Source organism: Bradyrhizobium sp. SZCCHNS1022 (assembly GCF_032484835.1).
In the GTDB taxonomy this organism is placed as follows: Bacteria; Pseudomonadota; Alphaproteobacteria; order Rhizobiales; family Xanthobacteraceae; genus Bradyrhizobium.
Window position 1 is genome coordinate 103,068 of the sequence record NZ_JAUETT010000003.1, and the last position, 25,067, is coordinate 128,134.

Annotated in this window: 23 protein-coding genes; 19 read left to right on the forward strand and 4 right to left on the reverse strand. The window is 62.1% G+C overall.

Going from position 1 to position 25,067, the window contains the following annotated elements:
* Nucleotides 1-227: 227 nt before the first annotated feature.
* A complete protein-coding gene (locus tag QX071_RS19965; RefSeq protein WP_315704390.1) occupies nucleotides 228-1,730 on the forward strand; it encodes an MBOAT family protein in 1,503 nt (500 codons plus the stop codon).
* Nucleotides 1,731-2,086: 356 nt separating this feature from the next.
* Nucleotides 2,087-3,223 carry a hypothetical protein gene (locus tag QX071_RS19970; protein WP_315704391.1) on the forward strand — a complete coding sequence of 379 codons (1,137 nt, stop codon included), beginning with the start codon at nucleotides 2,087-2,089 and terminating at the stop codon, nucleotides 3,221-3,223.
* A gap of 49 nt (nucleotides 3,224-3,272) precedes the next feature.
* Here QX071_RS19970 and QX071_RS19975 read toward each other — a convergent pair whose 3' ends face one another.
* Both QX071_RS19975 and QX071_RS19980 read right to left on the reverse strand, forming a co-directional pair.
* A complete protein-coding gene (locus tag QX071_RS19975) occupies nucleotides 3,273-4,382 on the reverse strand; it encodes a hypothetical protein (protein ID WP_315704392.1) in 1,110 nt (369 codons plus the stop codon).
* Nucleotides 4,304-5,506 carry an acyltransferase gene (locus QX071_RS19980; RefSeq protein ID WP_315704393.1) on the reverse strand — a complete coding sequence of 401 codons (1,203 nt, stop codon included), beginning with the start codon at nucleotides 5,504-5,506 and terminating at the stop codon, nucleotides 4,304-4,306. The genes QX071_RS19975 and QX071_RS19980 overlap by 79 nt, the downstream gene beginning before the upstream one ends.
* 308 nt (nucleotides 5,507-5,814) lie before the next feature.
* On the opposite strand from QX071_RS19980, the gene QX071_RS19985 reads away from it, so the two are divergent.
* From QX071_RS19985 to QX071_RS20065, 17 genes are all read left to right on the forward strand, one after another.
* Nucleotides 5,815-7,356 carry a PfkB family carbohydrate kinase gene (locus QX071_RS19985; RefSeq protein WP_409977718.1) on the forward strand — a complete coding sequence of 514 codons (1,542 nt, stop codon included), beginning with the start codon at nucleotides 5,815-5,817 and terminating at the stop codon, nucleotides 7,354-7,356.
* A gap of 11 nt (nucleotides 7,357-7,367) precedes the next feature.
* Complete coding sequence (locus QX071_RS19990) at nucleotides 7,368-8,090, forward strand: nucleotidyltransferase family protein (protein ID WP_315704395.1); 723 nt, start codon at nucleotides 7,368-7,370, stop codon at nucleotides 8,088-8,090.
* Nucleotides 8,091-8,194: 104 nt separating this feature from the next.
* Nucleotides 8,195-9,133: an SDR family oxidoreductase gene (locus tag QX071_RS19995; protein WP_315704396.1), complete on the forward strand. Its 939-nt coding sequence runs from the start codon at nucleotides 8,195-8,197 to the stop codon at nucleotides 9,131-9,133.
* A complete protein-coding gene (locus QX071_RS20000) occupies nucleotides 9,130-9,738 on the forward strand; it encodes an SIS domain-containing protein (RefSeq protein ID WP_315704397.1) in 609 nt (202 codons plus the stop codon). Before QX071_RS19995 ends, QX071_RS20000 begins: the two co-directional genes overlap by 4 nt.
* An 11-nt stretch (nucleotides 9,739-9,749) precedes the next feature.
* Nucleotides 9,750-10,748 (forward strand): NAD-dependent epimerase/dehydratase family protein, encoded by a 999-nt coding sequence (locus tag QX071_RS20005; protein WP_315704398.1) that lies wholly within the window; start codon nucleotides 9,750-9,752, stop codon nucleotides 10,746-10,748.
* Nucleotides 10,749-10,798: 50 nt separating this feature from the next.
* Nucleotides 10,799-11,647, forward strand: coding sequence for a transketolase (locus tag QX071_RS20010; protein WP_315704399.1), 849 nt, complete (start codon nucleotides 10,799-10,801; stop codon nucleotides 11,645-11,647).
* On the forward strand, nucleotides 11,644-12,567 hold the full coding sequence (locus QX071_RS20015; RefSeq protein WP_315704400.1) for a transketolase family protein: 924 nt from the start codon (nucleotides 11,644-11,646) through the stop codon (nucleotides 12,565-12,567). Before QX071_RS20010 ends, QX071_RS20015 begins: the two co-directional genes overlap by 4 nt.
* Nucleotides 12,568-12,575: 8 nt before the next feature.
* Nucleotides 12,576-13,613, forward strand: a complete 1,038-nt coding sequence (locus QX071_RS20020; RefSeq protein WP_315704401.1) for a zinc-binding dehydrogenase — start codon at nucleotides 12,576-12,578, stop codon at nucleotides 13,611-13,613.
* A gap of 9 nt (nucleotides 13,614-13,622) precedes the next feature.
* Nucleotides 13,623-14,240, forward strand: coding sequence for a hypothetical protein (locus QX071_RS20025; RefSeq protein ID WP_315704402.1), 618 nt, complete (start codon nucleotides 13,623-13,625; stop codon nucleotides 14,238-14,240).
* On the forward strand, nucleotides 14,227-15,273 hold the full coding sequence (locus QX071_RS20030; protein WP_315704403.1) for an aminoglycoside phosphotransferase family protein: 1,047 nt from the start codon (nucleotides 14,227-14,229) through the stop codon (nucleotides 15,271-15,273). Before QX071_RS20025 ends, QX071_RS20030 begins: the two co-directional genes overlap by 14 nt.
* A gap of 30 nt (nucleotides 15,274-15,303) precedes the next feature.
* Nucleotides 15,304-15,966 carry a class I SAM-dependent methyltransferase gene (locus QX071_RS20035; RefSeq protein WP_315704404.1) on the forward strand — a complete coding sequence of 221 codons (663 nt, stop codon included), beginning with the start codon at nucleotides 15,304-15,306 and terminating at the stop codon, nucleotides 15,964-15,966.
* A 115-nt stretch (nucleotides 15,967-16,081) separates the two neighbouring features.
* Nucleotides 16,082-16,546 (forward strand): hypothetical protein, encoded by a 465-nt coding sequence (locus QX071_RS20040; RefSeq protein ID WP_315704405.1) that lies wholly within the window; start codon nucleotides 16,082-16,084, stop codon nucleotides 16,544-16,546.
* A gap of 455 nt (nucleotides 16,547-17,001) precedes the next feature.
* Nucleotides 17,002-17,961 (forward strand): TylF/MycF/NovP-related O-methyltransferase, encoded by a 960-nt coding sequence (locus QX071_RS20045; RefSeq protein ID WP_315704406.1) that lies wholly within the window; start codon nucleotides 17,002-17,004, stop codon nucleotides 17,959-17,961.
* A gap of 60 nt (nucleotides 17,962-18,021) precedes the next feature.
* The gene (locus tag QX071_RS20050; RefSeq protein WP_315704407.1) at nucleotides 18,022-19,107 is read left to right on the forward strand and encodes a GSCFA domain-containing protein; all 1,086 of its coding nucleotides are present in this window, start codon (nucleotides 18,022-18,024) and stop codon (nucleotides 19,105-19,107) included.
* Between the two features lie 39 nt (nucleotides 19,108-19,146).
* The gene (locus tag QX071_RS20055; RefSeq protein WP_315704408.1) at nucleotides 19,147-20,040 is read left to right on the forward strand and encodes a hypothetical protein; all 894 of its coding nucleotides are present in this window, start codon (nucleotides 19,147-19,149) and stop codon (nucleotides 20,038-20,040) included.
* A 12-nt stretch (nucleotides 20,041-20,052) separates the two neighbouring features.
* Nucleotides 20,053-21,033: a hypothetical protein gene (locus QX071_RS20060; RefSeq protein WP_315704409.1), complete on the forward strand. Its 981-nt coding sequence runs from the start codon at nucleotides 20,053-20,055 to the stop codon at nucleotides 21,031-21,033.
* A 128-nt stretch (nucleotides 21,034-21,161) separates the two neighbouring features.
* Entirely contained in the window at nucleotides 21,162-22,127 is a 966-nt protein-coding gene (locus tag QX071_RS20065; protein WP_315704410.1) for a TylF/MycF/NovP-related O-methyltransferase, read from the forward strand.
* Here the strand turns inward: QX071_RS20065 and QX071_RS20070 are convergent.
* Together QX071_RS20070 and QX071_RS20075 are read right to left on the reverse strand one after the other, a co-directional pair.
* The gene (locus QX071_RS20070; RefSeq protein ID WP_315704411.1) at nucleotides 22,097-24,094 is read right to left on the reverse strand and encodes an acyltransferase family protein; all 1,998 of its coding nucleotides are present in this window, start codon (nucleotides 24,092-24,094) and stop codon (nucleotides 22,097-22,099) included. The two genes, QX071_RS20065 and QX071_RS20070, sit on opposite strands and share 31 nt — an antisense overlap.
* Complete coding sequence (locus tag QX071_RS20075) at nucleotides 24,078-25,025, reverse strand: hypothetical protein (protein WP_315727742.1); 948 nt, start codon at nucleotides 25,023-25,025, stop codon at nucleotides 24,078-24,080. Before QX071_RS20075 ends, QX071_RS20070 begins: the two co-directional genes overlap by 17 nt.
* Nucleotides 25,026-25,067: the final 42 nt, after the last annotated feature.

The window sequence follows — 25,067 nt, forward strand, 5'->3', positions numbered from 1 at the left end:
CGCAGGCCCTCAACCTGTCCATACGTAGCTATAACAGAGCGGCTGTGAGGCGCAAGACGAGAACCTGCGGGTTTCCTCTGGAATCTTGATGACCGATATGTCCACGCGTCCAACCACAATTTCACCCCCGCGCGTGTCGGCCGACGAGAAGATTCCACCCAAACTTGGCAGACGTGCCAATCATTGATAAATCGCAGTCACATTAAGCAACGCGGGGAAACACTCACATGCTCTTCACGCAGTTTGAGTTTTTGTTCCTGTTTCTCCCTGCAACCTTGGCGGGTTATTTTCTTCTGGCCCGGTTCGTCGAGGCGCCCGTTGCGCGGCTGAGCTGGCTCGCCCTCGCCTCCCTGACCTTCTACGGCTACTGGGATGTTCACTTCGTTCCGATCATCGTGGTGTCCATCGTCTTCAACTACGCGATGGGGCTGCTGATCGCGCAGCAAAAGGGTAAGCCCCGCGGCTGGCTGTTCGCGGTCGCGATCGCCGCCAATCTCGGCGCGCTCGCCTTCTACAAATACACCAATTTCGGCATCCAGATCTTCAACGCGATTACCGCATCCAAACATCCTGCGCTTGCGATCGTGTTGCCGCTCGGCATCTCGTTTTTTACGTTCACACAGATCGCCTATCTGGCTGACGTCTATGGCGGCTATCCGCACGAAGGAAGCTTCGTGAAATACGGCCTGTTCGTCACCTATTTTCCCCACCTGATCGCCGGGCCGATCCTGCATCACCGCGAGATGATGCCCCAGTTCGGGTCCGACGAAAGCCGCAGAATATCGGCCGAGAAGATCGCGATCGGCCTCACCATCCTGACGATCGGGCTGTTCAAGAAGTCCTTCATCGCCGACAGCTTCGGCCTGATGGCCAGTCCTGTGTTCCAGGCCGCCAACTCGAATCACCTGCAGATGGCCGACGCCTGGGGTGGAGCGCTGGCGTATTCGCTGCAGATCTATTTCGATTTCTCCGGCTATTCCGACATGGCGATCGGCATCTCCACCATGTTCGGTATCAGGCTGCCGTTCAATTTCGATTCGCCCTACAAGTCGCAAAGCATCATCGAGTTCTGGCGCCGTTGGCACATCTCCCTGTCCCGCTTCTTGCGCGACTATCTCTACATTCCATTGGGAGGAAACCGCCACGGCGAGCAGCGCCGCTACTGGAATCTGTTCTTGACGATGCTGCTCGGCGGCCTCTGGCACGGCGCGGGCTTCACCTTCGTGATCTGGGGCGCGCTGCACGGACTGTTCCTGATCATCAACCATCGCTGGACCGCGCTGACGCAGAAGCGTCCCGCGCTCGAACGCTTGAGCCGTTCCTTCTGGTACCCTGTTGCAAGCCTCTGCCTCACCCAGATCGCGGTCGTCCTCGCCTGGGTGTTCTTCCGTGCCGACAATCCGAATGCCGCGATCCGGGTGATCAAGGGCATGATCGGACTGTCCAACCCGCAAAAGATCGGCCCGACGTCACTGGTCGATCACCGGGAGATGCTGATGATCTTGGCGGGCTATCTCGCCTGTCTCGCGCTCCCGAACGTGAACGCCATGTTCGCGCAGTGGAAGGTCGGTATCGAGACCTACCACAATCCCCGCCCGTGGAGCCTGCTGAACGTGAGCTGGCGCCCATCCGTCGTCTGGGCGGTGGGAACATCGCTTGGCCTCGTCGCGGCCATTTTGATGAACATCATCGCCGGGGATAACTCGCAGTTCCTGTATTTCCAGTTCTAATGCCTGGCCAGGTCGCGCGGAGCCCGAGCTAGTAGCACTCACCAATCAACATCGCAGCTCCAAGCTCGCGGTGTTGGGAGCTCATTCCGCACGCACCTTCGGAGCCATAGTATCGCAACACGCACATGATACCCACGAGACCCGCCGCCAACGCGAACACGGCGGCCCCCACCAAAATTGTCCTCAGCATTCCAGCACTCGATACAAATCGGGTTCCATAATACCGGAACCGTGGTGCAATACCAGCGGGTTCCCGACCGCAGTTGTCCCCAACCCCGAAATTACACGGATTGTGGAACCATTAGCCTCCTAGATAGTTGCCTTGCGCCTTCGCAACTTGCGGGAGAATCATACCGTTGCTGCCCTATTCCGCTGTTGTCTTGGCGCTATACGCCGTCCTGTTCCTTCCGCTGGTTGGTACGCTCGAATGGGCCGGCTGGCGCCTGGGCGCCACAGTTCCACTTTCGACCATTGCCGGGGAACAGCAGGCCGACCACAAGGTGCTGTGGCTCGGTAACTTCAAGGACTACGCCCCCTATAAGCTCGAGCGGATCAAGCTGGTCCGGCCCGAGGTGCTCCTGGTCGGAAGCTCGCGTTGCGGCCAAGCCCGTGCGCAGATGTTTCGTCCCTATAACGCGTATAATGCATGCCTGACGGCGTGGCCACTCGAGCATATCGTCGACTTCGTCGATCGGGCGACGTCGGATCGCAGGCCCCGTGTGGTGATCGTGGCGCTCGATTACTTCCTGTTCGGCGACTGGCTGGCCAGCGTCTGGCGCAAGGAGCGAACCATGGACTATCGCCAGGGCATCGACTCCTACCAGCGCAAGCTGCACGACGTAGTAGATTTCGGCGTGCGTACGAATTGGCGCTGGGACACCATCAAAGCCGCCGTTACCGGGGATGAGTACGAACCGATCGACCACAACCGACTGATCGGAACCGAGGCCATCCGTGGTCAGTTCGGCTTCCGTGACGACGGATCGATCTTCGTTGCTCCAGGCTATCGGCTGACATCCTCCGAGACTCTGGCCAAGGGCGCCGAATACGTCACATCGTCATTCCCTGGTGCTCAGCATCTGAGCGATTTGCAGTTCCGGCAACTCGCGCGCCTCTCGGAGCTGGCGCGGCAACGCGACTTTAGCGTCGTGGCCGTCCAGTACCCCTTTCTGAAGAGCGCGACTGACTTCCTCGACAATGACGAAACCTACCGGCCCTATTCAGGCCTGTGGCGCGAGTTGCGGAGCGAAGCGACGGTCCAGCGGCTATCCGAGCTTGGCATTCGTTTCTTTGATATGAGCCGTGCGCCGTTCGCGGCGGATGCCGGCAATTTCTTCGATCCGGCCCATCCATCGGAACGTGGCATGCTCCGCACCTTCCTCGCCTTGCTCGATCATAAGGATTTCCAGGAACTCTTTCCCAAGATCGACAAGAAAGCCCTCGCGGCCGACCTCGAACGGTCCGCCGGCGAACCGTTCGATCTCTATCATTGAGAATTCGCCGCCCGCATCGGGAGCGATAGGTGCGGAGCAGTCCGACAATTCACATTGCCGGCCTTGCCCGCACAGCCTGCCTGAAGGCATTTGTCTTGATCAGTTGCGCGGCGAGTTCGCGTGTAAATCGCTGCGCTCCATTCCTGTCGAGGTGACCGCCGCCGTCGACAGTCGTCAGCCCGTCGAACGAGGGCGCGATGAATTCCACTCCGAGCGCGTCGGCCAGTTCACGTGCCTGCTGCACGCAGGCCTGGCTGTGCGGCACCAGCATCAGCACGGCACGACCGCCGATCTCACTCAGAAACCGCTTGCCGTAAGCAACGATATCCGCGTTGGTATGACAGTCCGGATCGCGCGCAAGCCGCATCGGCCCGTTACCGGCGGCGAGATAGGCGGGATTGACGTCAAGGGCCATATCGCCATTGGCGACGTTGCGATAGATCCCGATCGGCGAAAAATGGCCGGTCTCGAGGGCAGCGATCGCATCCTCGACCCGCCAGCGGAGATTGCGTCCCACCACCGTCATAAAGCCGCGGATCCGGTCACGTTGGACCGCCGCGATCGGCACCTTTTGCGGCCCAAGGGTGACATTCAGGTCATCGCTGAAGAAATGCACGAACTGATCGTCCACATTAATGACCCAGAGCGGCGCGCGGATCTTCCAGCGTTCGATGATCCGGCGAGAGAATTCGCCGCCACGCAGACCGACAAAAGCAAGATTGTAAATCTTGAGCCGATCGAGCTCCGGAGACGACTGGAGGGTTTGGCGATCGATGGCGTAGCTGACGAACGATGGGCCGAGGAATACGATATCCGCATTCTTGACCGACGCCACGGAAGATCCGATATTGCTGTAGAAGATATCCTGATCCTGAATCTGGGGTACGCTGCGCCCACCGAAATTGCGATACCAGTTGGCATCGCCGTCGCGTGCGATCTGCGAAATAAAATCGTGCGCGGTACCTCCATCGTAGGACAGCCACGACGCCGTAAGCGCGATAAGCAGCGCAACGGCGGAACAGCTCCCCGCCAATGCGACCAGGTAGACGCGTAGATTGCGGCTCCTGGGCGGGAGCTCATTCAGGGTGCGAGCGGTAGTCGCCATCTTGCAGGTAGGACCTCCCGCGGCGCGCTGGTGCCGAGCGCGCTCCGCAGCCAAGCGCGACAGGGTGCTTCGATCATCGTGTATGTCACCCACGCCACTGCGGTTATGATCGCGACATACAGGCCGAGGCGCAACACAAATTCTACAACCGACGGTGTGTCCGGGTTTCCGATCATCGCGGGCCGAATGAGAAATGGATGCAGAAGATAGATCGAATAGCTGCATTCCCCGCCGACAACCACGGCCCGCGTCGCGAGAAAGCCGGCATGGCCATATCGGCTCGCCGCAACGAGAATGACCGAGAAGCAGATGACCTCGACGAGCCGCACGGAGATTTCGATCCAGACCGCGAAGTCGCCCCATCCGGGTTGGAGGAACAACGCCACCGGCACGGCTAGCAGCCCGGCCACGGCCAACCAGAACAAGACAGCGACGACGGCCTGCTCTCGTTCGCCGATCTTCCTCGTTTCCAGCTGCATATAAGCCATTGCCGCAAAGCAGCCCGCCAGAAACTGAGAGATGTGCAGATACGGTGAATAATAGGTCAGCCACTGCATCCCGCCATCGCCGAGACTCGGGGCGATCGCTCTCAGCAAAGCTGTCCCATGACTAAAGGACGCCCAGATCGCGACCGCAAAGACCAGAAGATTGAGCAGCGCAAGCAATGCGATCATCGGCGGCCGATCGACCCTCCGGAGGCCAAAGCACGCTAACGGGAATAAAAGATAGAAGAAGAGTTCGACGCTGATCGACCAGAGGTGCTGCAGCGAGGCGACCACGGCGACCATCATGGTTCCTCCGAGCGCCGGAAACCAAGCCTGGGTCATCGTCAGGATGAATCCGAGCGAGCGAAGGTCGACACCGCGCGACACCATGAAGTAGCCGACGATGCCGAGTACGACGACCGCATACATCGGATAAAGGCGCGCAAACCTCGCCACGGCAAACTCGCGCAATGCGCCGCTGAGCGGCATCGTTCGGAAGCTCGCCGCATAATTCAACCACAGCACGAACCCGCTCAGCACGAAAAACAGCGTCATGCCGACGCTGCTGATTTGCGCCACCAATTGCGACAGCCAGTCCTGCCGCAGCGACAGTGCCCCGTGCCCCACCGCCACCGTCGCCGCCGCAACAAAACGCAGGCCGGTCAATGAGCCGATGAATTGTCTTCCCCCCACTCCCACTCCGGACCCCTCGAATTGGATCTTCGCCAATCGTTCATAGCGGCATGTTTAAGGCTTCGCGCCAGGATTGTGTCGAACGCAAGACCAAGTTATGTGTTGGTCGGCACCTGCCACCATAGACGCGTCGACATTGCGAACGGAACCATTGATGGTGCGATCCGGAGGACTTCCCTTGATTTCTCAGGCTGGAGCGGAAACCGGGGATTCGCCTCATAAACGCGCTTCTCTGAACCGATCAGTTGAGGTATCGGTCCGGCCTCGCCGTCGAATCGGCGGGACTGATAGCACGCTTGCCGGCTATTATGCGTCGGAATTCGAGTAAGCCGGAGACGAAACCCTTGGACCACCTGATCGATACATCACGTGCGGACCAGGTCTGTCAGACGATCCGCGCCTCGTGCGAGCCCGACCAGACCATTGCGTTCGTCTCGGGTAATTTCAACGTCGTCCACCCCGGGCATCTGCGGCTTCTGAAGTTTGCCGCCGAGCAGGCCGACGTCCTGGTGGTCGGCGTCAATCCGGATTCCACGCCCGGCGTGACCCTGACGCAGGATATGCGGCTCGACAATGTGCGCTCGATCTCTTTCGTGCACCACGCGGTTCGCCTGGAGGATTCCGCGGCAGCCTTCATCCGCCGGCTTCAGCCGACAATCGTGGTCAAGGGGAAGGAGTTCGAGGATCGCGCCAATCCCGAGCAGGAGGCGGTGGACGCCTACGGCGGCAGGCTGCTGTTCTCCTCCGGCGAGTTGCGGTTCACCTCGCTGGCGCTTTTGGAACGCGATGCCAATATCGACATCTCCACGGTCAGGAAGCCGCTCGAATTTCCCAAGCGCCACGGCTTCGACATCTCGCAGCTGAAGGGCCTGCTCGGTAAGCTCGCCGGCATGCGGGTTGCCGTAATCGGCGACCTGATCGTCGATGAATACGTCACCTGCGATGCCGTCGGCATGTCGCAGGAAGATCCGACCATCGTGGTGACCCCGCTGATGACGCGTACCTTCGTCGGGGGCGCCGGTGCCGTCGCGGCCCATGCGCACGGCCTCGGCGCCGACGTCAGCTTTTTCACGCTGGTCGGCGAGGATGAAGCCGCACATTTTGCCCGCAGTACGCTCGAACAGCACGGCGTCAATTTCCAACATTTCACCGATCAGAGCCGTCCGACCACGCGCAAACAGCGTTTTCGCGCACTGAACAAGACGCTGCTACGGGTCAATCATCTGCGCCAGCATGCGGCCGATGCCGACATCCAGAAGCAGATGCTGACCGCCGTGGAGCGGGCGCTCAAGACCAGCGATCTGTTGCTGTTCTCCTGCTTCAATTACGGCTGCCTGCCGCAGGATTTGGTGGATGCGATCGCCGACCTGGCACGGGCGAAGGGGGTCATGATGGCGGCCGACAGCCAGGTCTCCTCGCAAACCGGCGATGTATCGCGCTTCAAGGGCATGACCCTGCTGACGCCGACCGAACGCGAGGCCCGCGTCGCACTCAACGACTTCATCTCCGGACTTGCGGTCATCAGCGAGCGGCTGGTCGAGCGCGCGCGAACCAAGAATCTCGTGATTACGCTCGGCGCGGAAGGCGCACTGATCAACACGATGGCAGACGGTACATTCACCTCCGATCGCCTGCCCGCCTTCAATCCCTCGCCCAAGGATGTCTCCGGCGCCGGCGATAGTTTCTTCATGGCCTCCTCGATGGGCTTGCGCGCCGGCGCCGATGTCTGGCAGGCTTCCTATCTCGGCTCGCTCGCGGCGGCGTTGCAGGTGTCGCGGGTCGGCAATCTGCCGCTGACCACCGCGGAGCTGGTCAGGGAAATCGACGAGACCGGCTTCAGCCAAGAGTAACGGATGCTTTGATGCGCGCGCTGCTTCTCGCGGCTGGAATTGGCAGTCGGTTGCGCCCGCTGACCGATACGACGCCGAAATGCCTGGTCCATATCCATGGTCGCCCGCTGCTGGATTACTGGCTGGACCTGGTGTTCGAGGGCGGCGTCGAACGCGCCTTGCTGAACACCCATTGGCTTGCCGATCAAGTGCGCGCCCACGTGGCGCAATCCCCTTGGCGCTCCCGCATCGACCTCGTTCATGAGGATGAATTGCTGGGGACCGGCGGCACCGTCCTCGCCAACCGAGACTGGTTTGGTCGCGAGCCGTTCCTCGTCGCCCATGCCGACAACCTGACCGACTTCGATGTGGCCGCCCTGATCGCCGCTCATCGCGGGCGACCGGCCGGGTGCATCATGACGATGCTCGCGTTCCGCACCGACGATCCGAGTTCATGCGGCATCCTGGAATTGGATCGTGAAAACAGGGTCATCGCCTTTCATGAGAAGGTCCAGAACCCGCCCGGGAACCTCGCCAACGGCGCCGTCTACATTTTCGAACCGGAGGTGATCGAGGACGTTGCGGCGCTCGGAAAGCCGATCGTCGATCTCTCCACCGAAATCATCCCGAACTATTTGGGACGAATTTTATGCGTGGAAACTGCAGGTTATCATCGGGATATCGGCAACCCGGAAAGCTTGCGCCGGGCGCATTTGGAGTTTAAGCACAAGCCGCGCCATGGTGGGGGCGCTTGAGGGCGGCTAACGTCGCTGGGGCTGATCGCGTTTTCCTGCCATAATTGATAGGGTGCGCCCGACCGAGGTCGGGAGGCGGCAGCGAGCGACGGGGAAATCGGCAAATGAAGATATTCGTGACCGGTGCATGCGGCTACAAGGGGAGCGTGCTGGTTCCCAAGCTCCTGAAAGCCGGCCATCAGGTGGTCGCCTTCGACATCATGTGGTTCGGCAACTTCCTCGATCCGCATCCCGACCTTACGGTTGTCCAAGGGGACGTTCGCAACCCCGATCAGATCGATCTCAACGGCGTTGATGCGATCATTCACCTGTCCAGCGTCGCGAACGACCCTTGCGGCGATCTCGATCCCAAGCTGACATGGGAGATCTCCTGCCTCGCCACGATGCAGCTCGCCGACCGTGCCTACCGCCACGGCATCAAGCGTTTCATCTACGCATCGTCGGGCAGCGTGTATGGCGTGAAGGAAGAAGAGCAGGTCACCGAGGATCTCGAACTGCTGCCGATCTCCGAATACAACAAGACCAAGATGTGCGGTGAGCGTATCGTGCTGTCCTACAAGGACGACATGGTCGTGCAGATCGTGCGCCCCGCCACGGTCTGCGGCTACTCCCCCCGGCAGCGCCTGGACGTCTCGGTCAATATGCTGACGATGCAGGCCTTGATGAACGGCCGCATCACCGTATTCGGCGGCGATCAGACCCGGCCCAACATCCACATCGACGATATCACCGACCTCTATCTCTTCCTGCTCGATCACCCAGAGCACACCGGCGTCTACAATGCCGGGTTCGAGAACATTTCGATCCTCGACATCGCCAGGCTCGTCACCAAGCACGTGCCGGCGGAGGTCGTGGTGACGCCGTCCAACGACCCTCGCAGCTACCGCGTCAATTCCGACCGCCTCCTGGCAACCGGCTTCCGCCCGAAAAAAACGGTGGAAGACGCGATCAAGGAGATCATCGGGATGTACTCGCAAGGTCAGCTCAAGAACGATGATCGCTGGTACAATCTCAAATGGATGGAAAAGGAAGTCGTGAAATGAACGTCCTCGCTTTCCAGACACCCGGCAAGCTGTTCGCTGACTACACCAGCCGTTTCAGCACCGTTCTGCAGGACTTCGACTGGAGCCCGGTCGAGCGTCTCGCCTATGAGCTACGCGATTGCTGGCAGACCGGCCGCCAAGTGTTCTTCTGCGGCAATGGCGGCAGCGGCGGCAACGCCAACCACCTCGCCAACGATTATCTCTATGCGCTGTCGAAGACGCCCGGTTCGGGCCTGCGCGTGCACTCGCTGGCGGCCAATCCTTCCGTCATCACCTGCCTCGCCAATGACGAAGGCTATGACCAAGTGTTCTCGCTGCAGCTCGCGGTGCTCGCGCGCAAGGGCGACGTGCTGATCACCTTCTCCGGCTCCGGGAATTCGCCGAATATTCTGAAGGCCCTGGAAGAGGCGAAGAAGCTCGGCATGACCAGCTATGCCGTGCTCGGTTTCTCCGGCGGGAAGGCCAAGGCGCTCGCCGACGTGCCGATCCACTTCGCCGTCAACGATATGCAGATCGCCGAGGACGCCCAGATGGTGATCGGCCACATGATCATGCAATGGCTGTACGCCCAGCGTGGCGACATCACCCCTGCACGTGAGGGCTGACGGACCAAACGATGGCGGGACACGAAAAGTATCTGATCCTGGGCTCGAACTCGTTCTCGGGCGCGACCTTCGTCGACTTCCTCGCGGCAGCCGGTCACGACGTGATCGCGACCAGCCGCTCCGACGAGCCGCACGACGCTTTCCTGCCGTACAAATGGCAGAAGCGGCCGGGCAGTGTGCGATTCAAGCGGATCGACCTCAACCATGATCTCGACGCGCTGAAGGCGCTGCTGGCGGCCGAGCGGCCGACCCACGTGGTGAATTTTGCAGCACAGAGCATGGTCGGCGAGAGCTGGCTCTATCCCGACCATTGGATGATGACCAACGTCGTCTCTGCGGTGCGGCTGCACGACCTGCTGCGCAACTATGACGGGCTCGAGCGCTACGTTCACGTCACCACGCCCGAGGTCTACGGCTCGACCGAGGGCTGGGTGCGCGAGGACGCGCCGTTCAACCCCTCGACCCCCTATGCGGTGTCGCGCGCCGCTGGCGACATGAGCCTGCGCACCTATTTCGCCAACTACCAGTTCCCGGTGGTGTTCACCCGCGCGGCCAATGTCTATGGCCCGGGGCAACAGCTCTACCGGATCGTGCCACGCACCATCGTGGCGGCGATGACCGGCCAGAAGCTGCGCCTCGACGGCGGCGGCAAGTCGGTGCGCGTGTTCATCCACATGACCGACGTGTCGGACGCTACCGTGAAGATCGGGCGCAAGGGCACGCTCGGCGAGACCTATCACATCTCCGGCTATGAGCTGGTCTCGATCCGCACCCTGGTCGAGATGATCCTGGCTCGCCTCGGCAAGAAGTTCGAGGACTGTGTCGAGATCGGACCGGAGCGTCCCGGCAAGGACACCGCCTACACGCTCGACAGCTTCAAGCTGCGCACCGAGCTCGGCTGGCGCGACACGTTCTCGCTTGAACAAGGCATCGACGACGTAATCGCCTGGGCACGCCGGTTCGAGGCCGATATGGCCAAGCTGCCGACCAAGTACGACCACAAACCCTGACGCCCCCGACGACCCCGCGCTTCGTTTGCGAAGCGCCACTGGAGAGCACGATGAACGTTGCAGTCCGGAGCACCGCGAGCAGTCCTGATACGGCTGCGCTGAAGGCGCAGGCCGCCAGGCTGCGCGGCAAGATCATCGAGATGTCGCACAAGGCGCAAGCCGCCCATCTCGCCTCGTCGCTGTCCTGCACCGACGTCCTGACCGCGGCCTATTGGCACGTGCTCAACATCGATCCCGCCAAGCCGAGCGATCCCTTGCGCGACCGCTTCATCCTCTCGAAGGGCCACGCCGCCGCGGCGCTGTTCGCGACCCTGGCGATGAAGGGTTACTTCCCGATCGAAGAGCTCGACACCTATTGCCAGGACGGCGGCCGGCTGGCCGAACATCCGCCCGCGAACCTGTTGCCCGGCGTCGAGGCCGCCACCGGCTCGCTCGGCCACGGCCTGCCGCTCGGCTGCGGCATGGCGCTGGCCGGCCGGATCAAGGGCGAGAGCTACCGCGTCTTCGCCCTGCTGTCCGACGGCGAGAACAACGAGGGCTCGGTGTGGGAAGCGGCGATGTTCGCCGCCGCCCAGAAGCTCGAAAACGTCTGCGTCGTCGTCGACTACAACAAGTGGCAGGCGACCGCGCGCTCCAACGAGACGCTGATGCTGGCGCCTTTGCGCGACAAATGGGCCGCCTTCGGCTGGGATGCCCATGAGATCGACGGCCACGACGTCGGCGCACTGGCGGAAGCCATGCAGAACATCCCGAACGGCTCCGGCAAGCCGGTGGCGCTGATCGCGCATACCGTGAAGGGCAAGGGCGTGTCGTTCATGGAGGACGACAACAACTGGCATTATCGCGCGCCGACTGCGGACGAGGTGGTGAAGGCGTTCAAGGAGCTTGGCCTGTCATGAGAAACGCATTCGCTGACGAACTGACCAAGCTCGGCAACGAGGACAGCCGCGTCGTCATGCTGTCGGGCGACATCGGCAACCGCCTGTTCGACAAGTTCAAGGACAAGCACCCGTCGCGTTTCTTCAACTGCGGCGTGGCCGAAGCGAACATGATGGGCGTTGCCGCCGGCATGGCGATGAACGGCCTGCGCCCGGTCGCCTACACCATCACCCCGTTCGTGACGACGCGCTGCCTGGAGCAGATCCGCACCGACGTCTGCTATCACGAAGTACCGGTGACGATCGTTGCGGTCGGCGCCGGCCTCGCCTATTCCGGCCTGGGCCCGACCCATCACGCCTGCGAGGACATCTCGTTCCTGCGCTCGATCCCGAACATGGTCGTGATCTGCCCGGGCGACGCCTTCGAAGTACGCGGCGCGCTGCGCGCGGCCATGCAGCAGGACCGCCCGGTCTATATCCGCATGGGCAAGAAGGGTGAGCCGGTCGTTCACAAGGGCCCCATTGCGGATTTCAAGATCGGCAAGGCCATCACGATCGAGGAAGGCTCCGACGTCTGCCTGCTCTCGACGGGCAACATGTTGCCCGAGGCGATCGAGGCCGCGCACAAGCTGAAGGATAAGGGCATCTCGGCCGAGGTCGTCAGCTTCCACACCGTCAAGCCGCTGGACGACGAGAAGCTCAAGCAAGCCTTCGCCCGCTTCAAGCTGGTCGCGACCATCGAGGAGCATTCGCTGATCGGCGGCTTCGGCGCCGCCGTGTCCGAGTGGCTCGCCGACAGCGAAACGCAGCACAAGAAGTTCCTGCGCTTCGGCACGCCCGACGCCTTCTTCAAGAAGTCCGGCGAGCAGGAATATGCCCGCGAGGTGCTCGGGCTCACCGGCCACCAGATCGCCGACAAGATCGCCCACGCGTTGAACTGAGAAATGTCATGAAGACCCAAGCTGCGCTCCTGGTCCAGACCGGCCAACCCTTGGTCCTGGCCGACATCGAGACCCCGGCCTTGAAGCCCGGGCAGGTGTTGGTCGAGATCGCCTATTCCGGTGCCTGCGGCACCCAGGTGATGGAATGGCGCGGCGACAAGGGCGAGGACAAATGGGTCCCGCACTGCCTGGGCCACGAAGGCACCGGCACGGTGCTCGAGATCGGCAGCGCCGTCACCAAGGTCAAGGTCGGCGACAAGGTCGTGCTGTCCTGGATCAAGGGCAGCGGCATCGAGGCCGGCGGCGCCGTCTATGACTGGGACGGCAAGAAGGTCAACGCTGGCGGCGTCACCACCTTCCAGCGCCATTCGGTCGTCAGCGAGAACCGCCTGACCCTGCTGCCGCCGGACCTGCCGATGGATGTCGCCGTGCTGCTCGGCTGCGCGGCGCCGACCGGCATGGGCGCGGTCTACAACGTGCTCAAGGTCCAGCCCGGCGATGCGGTGGCCGTGTTCGGCACCGGCGGCATCGGCCTGAACGCGCTGATGGCGGCGGCGCTCGCCGGCGCCATGCCGGTGATCGGCATCGACCCCAACCCGACACGCCGGGCCTTGGCCCAGCTCTATGGCGCGACCCATGTGATCGACGCCTCCGGCGACGTGCTCTCCGAGATCAAAAAGATCGTGCCGCAGGGTGTTGATCTCGCGGTCGAATCCTCCGGCATCCCCGCCGTCATGGAGCAGGCGATCAATTCGACCCGCCAGCAGGGCGGCCGCGCGGTGGTGATCGGCAATGCCAAGCATGGCGCGGTGCTGCCGCTCAATCCCGGCGTTTTCAACCAGGGCAAGAGCCTGCTGGGCACCTGGGGCGGCGACAGCGTCCCGGATCGCGATTACGGCCGCTACGGACGGCTTCTGAGCTCCGGCCGCTTCCCGGTGCGGGATCTCCTGTCCAAGCCCTACAGCCTCGCCCAGGCCGACCAGGCGCTGCAGGACCTTGCCGCCGGCAAGGTCGGCCGGCCGCTGATCGACATGTCGCTGGCTTAAGTCCAGGCCATGCGGATCGGGATCGACTTCGACAACACGATCGCCTGCTACGACGGCGTGTTCCACGCCGCCGCGCTGGAGCGCGGCCTGATCCCGGCCGACCTCGGCCGAGACAAGAACAGCGTGCGCGACCACCTCAACGGCTCCGGCCGCAAGGACGACTTCACGGAGCTGCAGGGCTATGTCTACGGCGCCCGCATGGACCTGGTGTCGCCCTACCCCGGCTTCGCCGAGTTCGTCGCCGCGGCCCGGGCCGCGGGCCACGACCTGTTCATCGTCAGTCACAAGACCAGGCACCCCATTCTCGGGCCGAAGCACGACATGCACGCCGCCGCGCGCGGCTTCCTGACCGATCGCGGCCTGATGGGCTCGGGGGCGGCGCAGATCGATCCGGCGCGAGTATTCTTCGAGCTGACCAAGGACGACAAGGTCGCCCGCGCGCATGCGCTCTCCTGCGAGGTGTTCGTCGACGACCTGCCGGAAATCCTGGGCATGAGCGGCTTTCCGGACGGTACGCGCAAGATCCTGTTCGATCCGGAAGGCCAGTTCGCAAGCCAGGCCACGCCGTATGAGCGCCGCGGCTCCTGGGCGGAAATCGCGGCGGATTTCGCCCGTGAACGCGCCTGAGGCGGTCAACGAAACCGATGCCGCGCTGCTGGCGCTCGCGCAGCGCCTGACGGCGCAGGCCGGCCGGCCTGCCCCCAAGGCGCTGACCCGGCTTGCCGGCGGCCGCAACAACCAGGTCTACCGTCTCGAGGCCGACGACGGCCCGCTGGTGCTGAAGCGCTATTTCACCGACGCCCGCGACAGCCGCGACCGGCTCGGCGCCGAATGGAGCTTCATCAGCCACGCCTGGTCGCGCGGCATCCGCGCCGTGCCCGAGCCGCTGGCCTGCGACCGTGCCGAGCAGGCCGGGCTGTACAGTTTTATCGAAGGGCGCAAGCTCACCGCAGCCGAGCTGACGCCTGGTCATGTCGAGGCCGCGATCGAATTCGTGCTCGCGGTGAATGCCCGGCCCCGCCCCGCTTTGGCGCCGGGATCGGAGGCGTGCTTCTCGCTCGCCGAGCACATTGCGACCGTTGAGCGGCGCGTGGCGCGACTCGCGACGCTCGATTCCGAGGTGCCGCATGTCGCGGAGGCCCGGCAGTTGGTGTCGGCGCAGCTGCAGCCGACCTGGGCGGCCGTGAAGGCGGGCATTCTGAGCGGCGCCTCCGCCGAAGGGCTTGCCTTGGACGCAGCCATTTCCGCCGATCAAAACTGCCTCTCGCCGTCCGATTTCGGCTTCCACAACGCGCTGATCGACGATGCCGGCAAGCTCACCTTCCTCGATTTCGAATATGCCGGCCGCGACGATCCGGCCAAGCTGGTCTCGGACTTCTTTTGCCAGCCGGAGGTGCCGGTGCCGCTTGCAGTGCACGAGCATTTCATAGAGCGCCTGACCCAGGGACTCGGGCTCGATGCCGCGAGTGTGGCGCGCTGCCGCCTGCTGCTCGATGCCTACCAGATCAAGTGGACCTGCATCATCCTCAACGACTTCCTGCCGCTCGGCGCGGCTCGCCGCGCCTTCGCTGACACCGGCGCCTGGGCCGAGCGCTGTGCCGCGCAGCTCGCCAAGGCGGAGGCGAAGCTCGAGCTGGTCGGCGCCGACGACACCCCGTAATCGAACATCCCCACCTCTCCGGAGAAATTCATGGCCTATCGCGAGTTCGTCAGTCTCGTCCACAAATCGACCAAGCGCGATTACCTCGCCCGCGTCACCCAGCGCGACAAGGCGGACGTCGCGGAAATGGCGATCAAGTACGACTACGACTATTGGGACGGCAGCCGCGAGACCGGCTATGGCGGCTACAAATATGACGGCCGCTGGCGCAAGGTGGCCGATGCGATGATCGCGACCTACGGCATCAAGCCAGGCATGCGCGTGCTCGACGTCGGCTCCGGCAAGGGCTTCATCCTGCACGATTTCCGCGAGGCCATTCCGGATCTCGAGGTCGCCGGCATCGACGTCTCCTCCTATGGCGTCGAGCACACGATGGAAAGCGTGAAGCCGTTCTGCCAGGTCGGCACCGCGGCCAAGCTGCCGTTTCCCGACAAGCATTTCGACCTCGTCATCTCGATCAACACGCTGCACAATCTCTACAACTACGATCTCGACGCAGCGCTGCGCGAGATGGAGCGCGTCAGCCGCGGCGCCAAATATCTCTGCGTCGAGGGCTACCGCAACGAGCGCGAGAAGGTGAACCTGATGTACTGGCAGCTCACCTGCCGCATCTTCCACACCCCCGAGGAATGGGCCTTCGAGTTCAAGCGCTCCGGCTACACCGGCGACCACGAGTTCATCTTCTTCGAATGAGCTGAGGTACAGACGTCAGCCGGCCTTCTCGCGGCGCATTCGGCGCCCGAGTTCTGCGACCGTACTCCCCTCTCGATCGAGAGGGCGCAGGAAAGGCCGGGAGCTGGCCGCCCCCATGGCCCCCGTGCAGACAAGAATGCACGGGGCAGGAACCACAGGTTCAGCCGAAACATCCCGGCCTTCCCTGCGCGGTGGGTTGACGGCTTACTTCGCGCTCTCCCTGGTGCACCGGGCTTTTTGGCCACCATATCGCGACAACGCGCTGACGCGCGTTGCGCTGGACACCAGCGTCGGGGTGTCAGGACCACGCGACTTGACCGTGCGTCTCGCCGTTGTCGTCTACATGATGATCATGCTCAACGCCGATCCGCCCACCGCCGCCCACCTCCACGTTCGTGACGATCGCGATCCGCCCCTCTTCATGAGGTGGGTTGCGCAAGAGAATGCTGGTGATTTGCCCGACACGCCAAGCGAAATCTTTTTGCGCGACATCTGGACAGAGGTGATCGTTTTGAACGTGCTGGCGAAATCGCTTTTTGGGCGCAGTATGCACTCAAGAGATTGCTTGAGCCGTTGGTGATGAGCCTCCAAGGCTGCCATGCAACTCCGGGTAAGCAACACGAATTCGGCCTGTGGCCGTGATCCACCTGTAGCGTCCCTCTACGAAGGGGTCCGGTTCGGATCCGGACCACGTCAACCTGGAGCCCGGGCTGCAGCGTTCCACCATTGCAGCGAGTGGTTGATCAACGGTCAATTGCAGGATATGGCTGGCCTATCTGCGAAGCGGCATCGTCGGAATCGACATCTTCTTCGTTGTCTCGGGTGACCTGATCACATCGATCATCGTCATGAAATACATGCGCGACGAGCGTCTCGATCTGCCCCACTCGCACTCACAATAGGACGCCCTGAGGCAACGTAGGAGAGAGGGAGCGGCCAAAAAGAAAGCTACAAAACATCCGGCCGATTTTGCGAATTTCGCAAAAAAACTCTATAGAGAGCGGGCGCTTGCGACAAGGGTGGAGGGGACAACCGATGACCAAATCGTTGAAGGTGGCGATCGCCGAGGGCCTGCCGCCCCAGACCCTCTTCCGCCTGCGTTCCATCAAGCGCGCACTGATGGGCCAAGCGCCGCTGGAGCCGCCTCAAGCCGGTCCCAGTCGCCAGCCTGAACCGACACCACCGAAGCCTGAGCCGGGACCGCCGGCCGTCGAACTTCCGCCCCAGCCCGAGCCACGCACCAAGCAGACCGAGGCGCTCGAGCGGCTCGACGCGCACAAGATCAGCGCCCCCTATCTATTTTTCGACGTTGACGACGTGCTGATCCTGCCGGCCAAGGAGATCGCGCGCACGCTGACCCTGAGCGTGATGTACATCAATAGTGCCGACGTGAGGGGCGACATCGCTGAGTTTGGCACCATGGGCGGCTTCACAGCGCGTACGCTCGCCAATGCGATGGTCTTTGACCCGCGCTACCAGCCAAATCAACCGCTACGGAAACTTCGTCTCTTCGACAGTTTCGAAGGCCTGCCGGAAATCACCGCGACGGTCGACCTCGAGTCGCAGCACGTGAAGTCCGGAACCTGGTCCAGGGGCGGCTGCCGGATCCTTAGTGCCGCCGAGTTGCAAACGATGGTCGAGGCGATCATTCCGCCGAGCCGGGTCCAGATCTACGAGGGTTGGTTTGCCGATACCGTCAAGACGCTGCCCGACGACACTCGACTTGCCTTGATCCACTTCGACGGCGATCTCTACTCGTCGACCATGGATGCGCTGGTTCCTTGTTTCGAGCGCGGCTTTGTCTCCAAGGGAGCAGTGATCTGCTTCGATGACTGGAATTGCAACGAGGCCGATCCGGAAGCCGGTGAACGGAAGGCTTGGGCAGACCTCGTCAACCGGTTCAAGATCGTCGCCAGCCACTCCGGCGACTATTCGATCCAGGGCACGAAGTTCATTATTCATTCCTACCGCGGGATGAAGCCACGGTCGGCTTGATCGTTCGGCTTGAGTTCGCGACCTACTTGCAGACACCAGCGCTCCCGGGGCCAGAACGAGATGAGCTGTCCGTATTACGCGCTTCCGCCGACCAGCTTTTGGCGTCAGGCCGTCGCCGATCGCTCGAGCTCGGATCTAAATCCTCATTTGGAGTCCACCTTTCGGTTCGAGCACGACGCGCGCATTGCGTCGGCAGGCAGTTGCTTTGCACAACACATTTCTCGTGCGCTGCAGGACCGCGACTACAATTACTATGTGACCGAAAAAGCGCCCGGATACCTGACGCCCGAGCAGGAGGAGCGCTTCGGTTTTGGCGTGTTCTCTGCTCGTTACGGCAACATCTACACGACATTGCAGCTTCTGCAGCTGCTCCAGCGAGCGTTCGGCGCATTCAAGCCGGCAGATCAATTCTGGACCAACAGCGAGGGTCGCGTCTTCGATCTGCTACGGCCCCGCATTGCCCCCAAGGGGTTCGCCTCGATGATCGAGGCGGAGGCGGATCTCAAGCAGCACCTCAAAGCGGTGCGTCAGCTGATCGAGACTGCCGACGTCTTTATCTTCACGCTCGGATTGACGGAATGCTGGGTATCCAGAGTGGACGGCACCGCGTATCCGACCTGCCCGGGTTGTGGCAGCGCGGGCGACTACGACGATTCAAAATACGCGTTTACAAACCTCTCTGTCGCTGAGACCACGGCCTATCTTACCGAAGCCGTCAACCTGATGACGGCGGCCAATCCCAAGCTGCAGATCATCCTCACCGTGTCACCGGTGCCGCTCGTGGCGACGATGGAGCCGCGCCACGTTCTGCAAGCGACGACCTATTCCAAGAGCGTGCTTCGTGTGACCGCGGAGGAGATGGTGCGGCGCCACGAAAATGTGCACTATTTCGCGTCTTATGAGATCATCACGACGGCAAAGAACGCCAGCGTATATTTTGCCGAAGATGCACGCTCGATAACCGCGGACGGCGTGGCACGCGCGATGCAGGTGTTTTTCGCACAATTTGCCGCTGAGCGCGACAAAACGGTGCCTTCCGGGCGTACCGTAGACTTCCGCGAGGCAGCATCACATGGGCCACCCTCTCATATCGTTTGCGACGAAGACGATTTTTACCGTGCTCTTGCGGCCAGCCAGTCGCGTTGAGACAGGGGCCCTTCAGGACCGATAGAAGGAAGCTGCAGCGTGGAAACCGAAATCGAGACCGTTCTACCGGTCTACATCGTGGGGGACAGCCACTCGCTTCCATACCGCAACATGGTCTTCCGCGAGAGATGGACCGGTTCATGGGTGATGGCCCGAACGCGATATGTTCCGGGCCTGACCGCCCACGACTTCTTCAATCCGGCGACCGGAGAGTTTCATCCGGAATTCATCGCATTCCTGGAATATGAAGGGCTCGTACGCGCGGGCCGCGCCACTCACCTGTCCACGGACGAGGTCGATTTCGCCATCGCAAAGGCTGCAGGACAGCCCATGCGCCCGCCCTTGATCATGATCACGCTCGGCGAGATCGACGTGAGGGGGCCGATCCTGCAGCTGTTGAAGGATACGCACGACTTTGTGCCTCCTTTCCCGACGACGATGCCCTTGCTGGATAAGCCGCTTGTTCCCTGGGACCTTATCGAGGAAGCGATTGAAGCGCGCCTCGGGCCCTTTATTGCCGGGCTGCAGCAACTTGTCGCGGCCGGCTTCAGGCGCGTCTATGTCCAAAGCGTCGTTCCTCCGACGCGCCAGGAAGCGCGGGTCAGGCAGTTGCAGAGCTACGATTGCCCGGTCACCGTCCGCACCAAGCTGGTCCAGGCATTCAACTGGAAGCTCGGTTCGAAAGTGAGATCACTCAACCTCGTCATGCTGGATCGCTGGTCCGACCTGACGGAAAATGATCTGCTGCGTCCCGAATACGATTTCGACGGGGTGCATCTGCCTCCCAAAGGCGCACGCCTCCTACTCGAGGCGCTGATCGATGATGCTATCGACAGCCGAGGCCTGCTCGCCAATCATCCGCGTTATGAGCTTTACTACCGAATGGCGTGCGGACTCGACCCTTTTGCCTCGAACACCCCGGACGCCGCGTAAGGATATCTGGCTATGACTTCGATGATCAGCGTCGCCAAGCAGAGGCTCAAAGGCGGTCTCAACCAGGCTCTTAGCAGCCTCGGCTACAGACTGGTACGCGCCGAAACACTTGACCGTCTGACGGCCGCCCACTCCCCTTCCGAGGAAGCACGAGAGGTGCAGCCGGTCATCAAAGCCGCGGCAGATGCGCGCAGGCTGACGCTGCTCCCGGCAGCCAACAAGCCGCCGGCCATGTGTACTGCGCTCGCTCCCAAATTCGATCCGCAGAGGACACCCAGTCAACTCGCGGACAAGGTGCTTGCCTTCCAGCAGGATGGGGTGACGGTGATCAGCACCAACCCGGAAAAGGCAGCCAATTTTCGTGAAACCGAACGCTTCGACAGGGGAGTGGGCAACCTCCATTCGTCGTGGGACTGGGCCGGCAACAGCGTTGCTCCGTATACCACCGACCTGCAAACAGGCCTGCCCTCCCCGGCGCTTCTCGACTATCTCCACTCTCTGTTCAGTGGCGGCGATTTCGAGTCGTTTTTCCGGGGCGTCCTCGGGTGCCCGGCAAAGGTCGCCAACGTCCGTCTGGTGCGCTCTCTGCCGCACCTGACCGATGGGGTGGGTCCGCAGGAATGGCATAGCGACGGCTGTCCGGCCGGCGTCATTCGCGGCGTTCTCTATCTCTGTGACGTCGACGAGCAGACCGGGCCGTTCCAGTATAAGGATGCGGCCGGCCGAGAGCACACGGTGCTGGGGAAAACCGGCGACCTTCTCGTGTTCGATGCGACCCGCTTGATGCACCGCGGCAGTCCGCCGAAGCACAAGACCCGTTCGGCAATCGATCTGGTGTTCATGCCACGGATGCCCGACGAGGAGATGAAGGTCATGGTCGTCGGCATGAACCACTGGCCCGCGGATCCGTTCTTCTACAAGATGCCGAAAGAGCGGACGCAGGACCCCGGTAATACCGGTCCCGATCAGCGCAAGATCGCCAGCCTATATTGACCGCGCCCGCTTGCCGAGCTTCCCTCGGACCGTTAAGCGGATGGTCATGACGCGGATTGGGCGGCTCGACCACCACGACGGGCGTCTACTTGAGTTTGACTGAGTTGCACCGCGTCGGAGAATTACGCATGCTCACTTCCTTCAAATCAGCGCTTGCAAATACGCTTCCACCGGAAGCGCTCTACTGGCTGCGATCGGTCAAACGCGCCGTCATGTCCGAGCCGCCGCTGCCCTGGCCGTATGTGACGACCACGGAGATCACCAAGGTCGAGACGGTGGCACCTCCGCCTCCGCCTCCGCCTGTCGACGATGGACGGCCGATCCAGGACATCGCGCTCGAGAAGTACAGAGCCAGACAACTACCTTCGCCGGCGTCCTACTATACTTATGAGGACGTTCTTATCCTTCCCGCGAAGGAGATCGCGAAGACTCTGACCCTTTGCGTGCAATACATCAATAGCTCCCATGTCAACGGCGACGTTGCCGAATTCGGCACCATGGGAGGCTTCAGCGCGAGGGCGCTTGCCACATCGATGGTCTTCGATCTTCAACGGCAGCCGCTTGCCAAGAGCGCGTCCGGCGAAAACCCCTTCCGCGTGCTGCGGCTGTTCGACAGCTTCGAAGGCCTGCCGGAAATCACCTCTCCTATCGACCAGGTCTCGCCGCATGTCGTCTCCGGCGCTTGGGCCAAAGGCGGCTGCAAGGTGCTCGCCGCGCCCGAGCTCCGTGCCGTCATCGGCAAGATTCTCCCGCCGCATCGCTTCGAACTCTACGAGGGCTGGTTTGCCGACACCGTCAAGACGCTGCCGCCGGAGACTCGCTTCGCGATGATCCATTTCGATGGCGATCTTTATCAGTCCACCATGGATGCGCTGGTGCCGCTGTTCGAGCGAGGAATGATCTCGACCGGTGCGGTTCTCTGTTTCGACGATTGGAACGCCAATCGCGCGCTTCCCAACGTCGGCGAACGACAGGCGTGGAAGGAACTGGTCGAGATGTTCAATATCGAGGCCACCAGCGGCGGCGATTACTCAGTCGGAGGAACGAGGTTCATCATCCATTCCTATCGCGGCGTGCCGGTCGACCCGGTCTGAGGACGCCCTCCATCAGGGCCGAGGATGCGGTCCAGCGACCGAGACGCCAGGAAGATCGCGCCGGGCACCGTCAGGTGCCCGGGATCGAACGCAGTCAATTCCGAGTCGTTCGGGCCGATCCGGGTCAGACAACCGTCGTTGTTGCAGAAGACGTCCCGGACGGAAATGTACTCGATGCCGAGTTCTCGTGACATCTCCTGCAGCAGCCGATCGCGCCCCCGCGTCCATTCGTCGGTCGAGCGATAGAAGCTTCGGGCCGGCAGTACCTCGCCAGTCTGCCGGTAATAGTCGAGGACGTTGCGCGACAAGCCTGCGCCCTGCCAGCTTGGCGGAGGTCCCATCAGCACGATCCTGCCGACGCTCAGGGCTTTGAGCATCGCCACGGTACGCGGCAAGTCCTCGCGCAGCACGGGCTCCGCGTGCCCCCAGGTCGCATCAAGAACGACCACATCGGGCCGCAGACGGCCAATGCGTGACAAAACGTCATCATTGATGCTCTTGCAGAACGGCCGCTCCGGCAGACTGTAACCGATCAGAGGCGGACAGGCCGAGGCCGTATACTGGGCGACCTCATAGCCGCGCTCGGCGGCGAAATGGAGCAAGCCGGGATAAAGGGCCGCGCCATAGGAATCGCCCCAGACCAGTACCAGCGGGTGACCACCATGCCCTGCGCATTCCGAGGCGAACTCCGAGGCAGGCTGAAGCAGCAAGAGGCATTTGGCACGGCGCCAATGCACGGAGGTTTCGGTGCCCGATAGCATCAAGCCTTGGATCTGCCGAGGGAAGCGCATCGGAAGGCCTCGGGTATCCACAGCGGTCATTCCGACCAGCCAGATTGCCGCCATGGCCGCAACCAGTGGAGCAACTCGCCACCCCGCCGGCGCCGATCCAAACCTGATCGGCCGCTCGATAAAACGGTAGGTCAACCACGCCAGCGAGACGCTCACGGCCAGAAGGCTGAACGTCAACGATATCGGCAGCGGCCCGTCCCACTGCAACTTCGCGAATGCAATCAGTGGAAAATGCCAGAGGTACAACGGATAGCTGATCAGTCCCACAAAGACGAACCAACGCGCCGACAACAGCCGATGTACAGGCGTATCGTCCGTCCCAAGCAAAGCCGCCGTTGCAAGGACGGGAAGCATCATCCGGATGCCCGGCCAGGGTGAGCGGGCGCCAAACATCCAGAACGTGAGTATGATCGCGGCCACCCCGGCGATCGCAAGCGGCGATCGAATCCTTCTCGTCGCGCCGACGGATCTCGCCGGGACCCACAAGGCCAATCCAGATCCGACGAGAAGCTCCCATCCTCTGGTCGTCGGCGAATAGAATGCCCAGGCGGCGTCGCTCGCGGGCGTCCAGAGACAAGCCGCAAACGAGCAGACACCCAATAGGATCACGATCTTTAGCCGTTGTGTCGGCCAAGCCGAGATCAGCAGCAGGGTGAGCGGCCATACGATGTAGTATTGCTCCTCGATCCCGAGCGACCAAAGATGGAGCAGCGGCAGGCGCTCCGCGCCAGGGTCGAAATATCCGACGATCTGGCCATACAGGACGAAGTTTTCAATGAAGACCGCAGCGCCCTTAACGTTTGCGCCGAGCGCTTCCATCTCGTTGACCGGAAGCAGGAACCAGCCCGCCGCGAAGGTGGCGATCACCACGATCATCAGCGCCGGAAAGATCCGCAGAACACGGCGAGCATAGAACTCCAGGATACTGAAGCGTTTCGCGCGCAGTTGCCGGTCGATGATCCCGGTGATCAGATAACCGGAGATGACAAAGAAGATGTCGACACCGGCAAAGCCGCCCGGCGCCAGCTTCGGAAAGGCGTGATAAATGACCACCGCGATCACCGCGAGCGCGCGCAGCCCATCGATGTCCGGCCGATAGGCCACACCGTGCATCGGGTTGGCGCCGAGCGAATGATCGGCCCGCAAGGCCAGCTTCGGATCAGCGTGGTTGAGCATCGTGCGTACTCAGCCCCTGAAACGCGCTGGTCCTTTCCAAAGCGCCAACGAGGTCGCGCGTGAAGTCGGTCGCACCGTTGCGATCGAGATGACCGCCGCCGTCCCAGCTCGAATAATTCGTTCTTGGCGGCAACGCGGTCTCGACCCCGATGGCCTGCGCGATCTCTTTCACCTGGGTCAGGCAACCGTGGAAGTTCGGCACCAAGGTCAGAACGACCGGCGCTCCCAACGACGCAACGAAGGCCCGCGCGTTGGCAATGACATCGGGCGTGGTGTGACAATCGGGATCCCGGGTCATCTTCACGCCGGGATTGCCATCAGCAAGAAAGCGCGGAAACGAGCTCATGTCGGCGGCGCCCGTCTCGTCGCTACGATCGAATTTCGGGATCACGCTCGCTTTGGGCGGGACGAGCTCGCGGCGCAATTCTGCCGTGGCACGCTCAAACCTCCAGCGCAGGTCCCGGCGTATGACCTGATGGTACGCCTCGAAATAGCTGAGCCGGGTCGCCGGGATCGGCCGAACATCCGCGCCGAAGGCGCGCGTCAGGTTGCGGCTGAAGAAATTACCCCCGCCCCCACCATCATCGGCATTGAGAATCCATAACCTTGGATGAAGACCGTACTTTTGAATGATCTGCCGCGAGAACTCGCCGCTCGCGACTCCGACAAACGCCATGTTGTAGAACTTCAAACCATGGGGCTTTTCAAGGCGCTCGCGAACGACGTCCCCGTCCAGCGCGAAAGATACCAGCGACGACCCTAGGATCACGACATCCGCCTGGCGGACATGCTCGATCGAGCCGCCGATGTCATGAAAGAAAAGATCCTGGTCCTGGATCTCCGTGACGTACTCGCCCGCAAGGTTCTGGTACCAGCCCGGCTTGCCGGTCGGGCTGATCGCCGCGAAATGATCGCCGGGTTGAGCAGCCAAATATAGGCAGCTTCCACCCGCGATGAGGCCGATCAAGGCCAG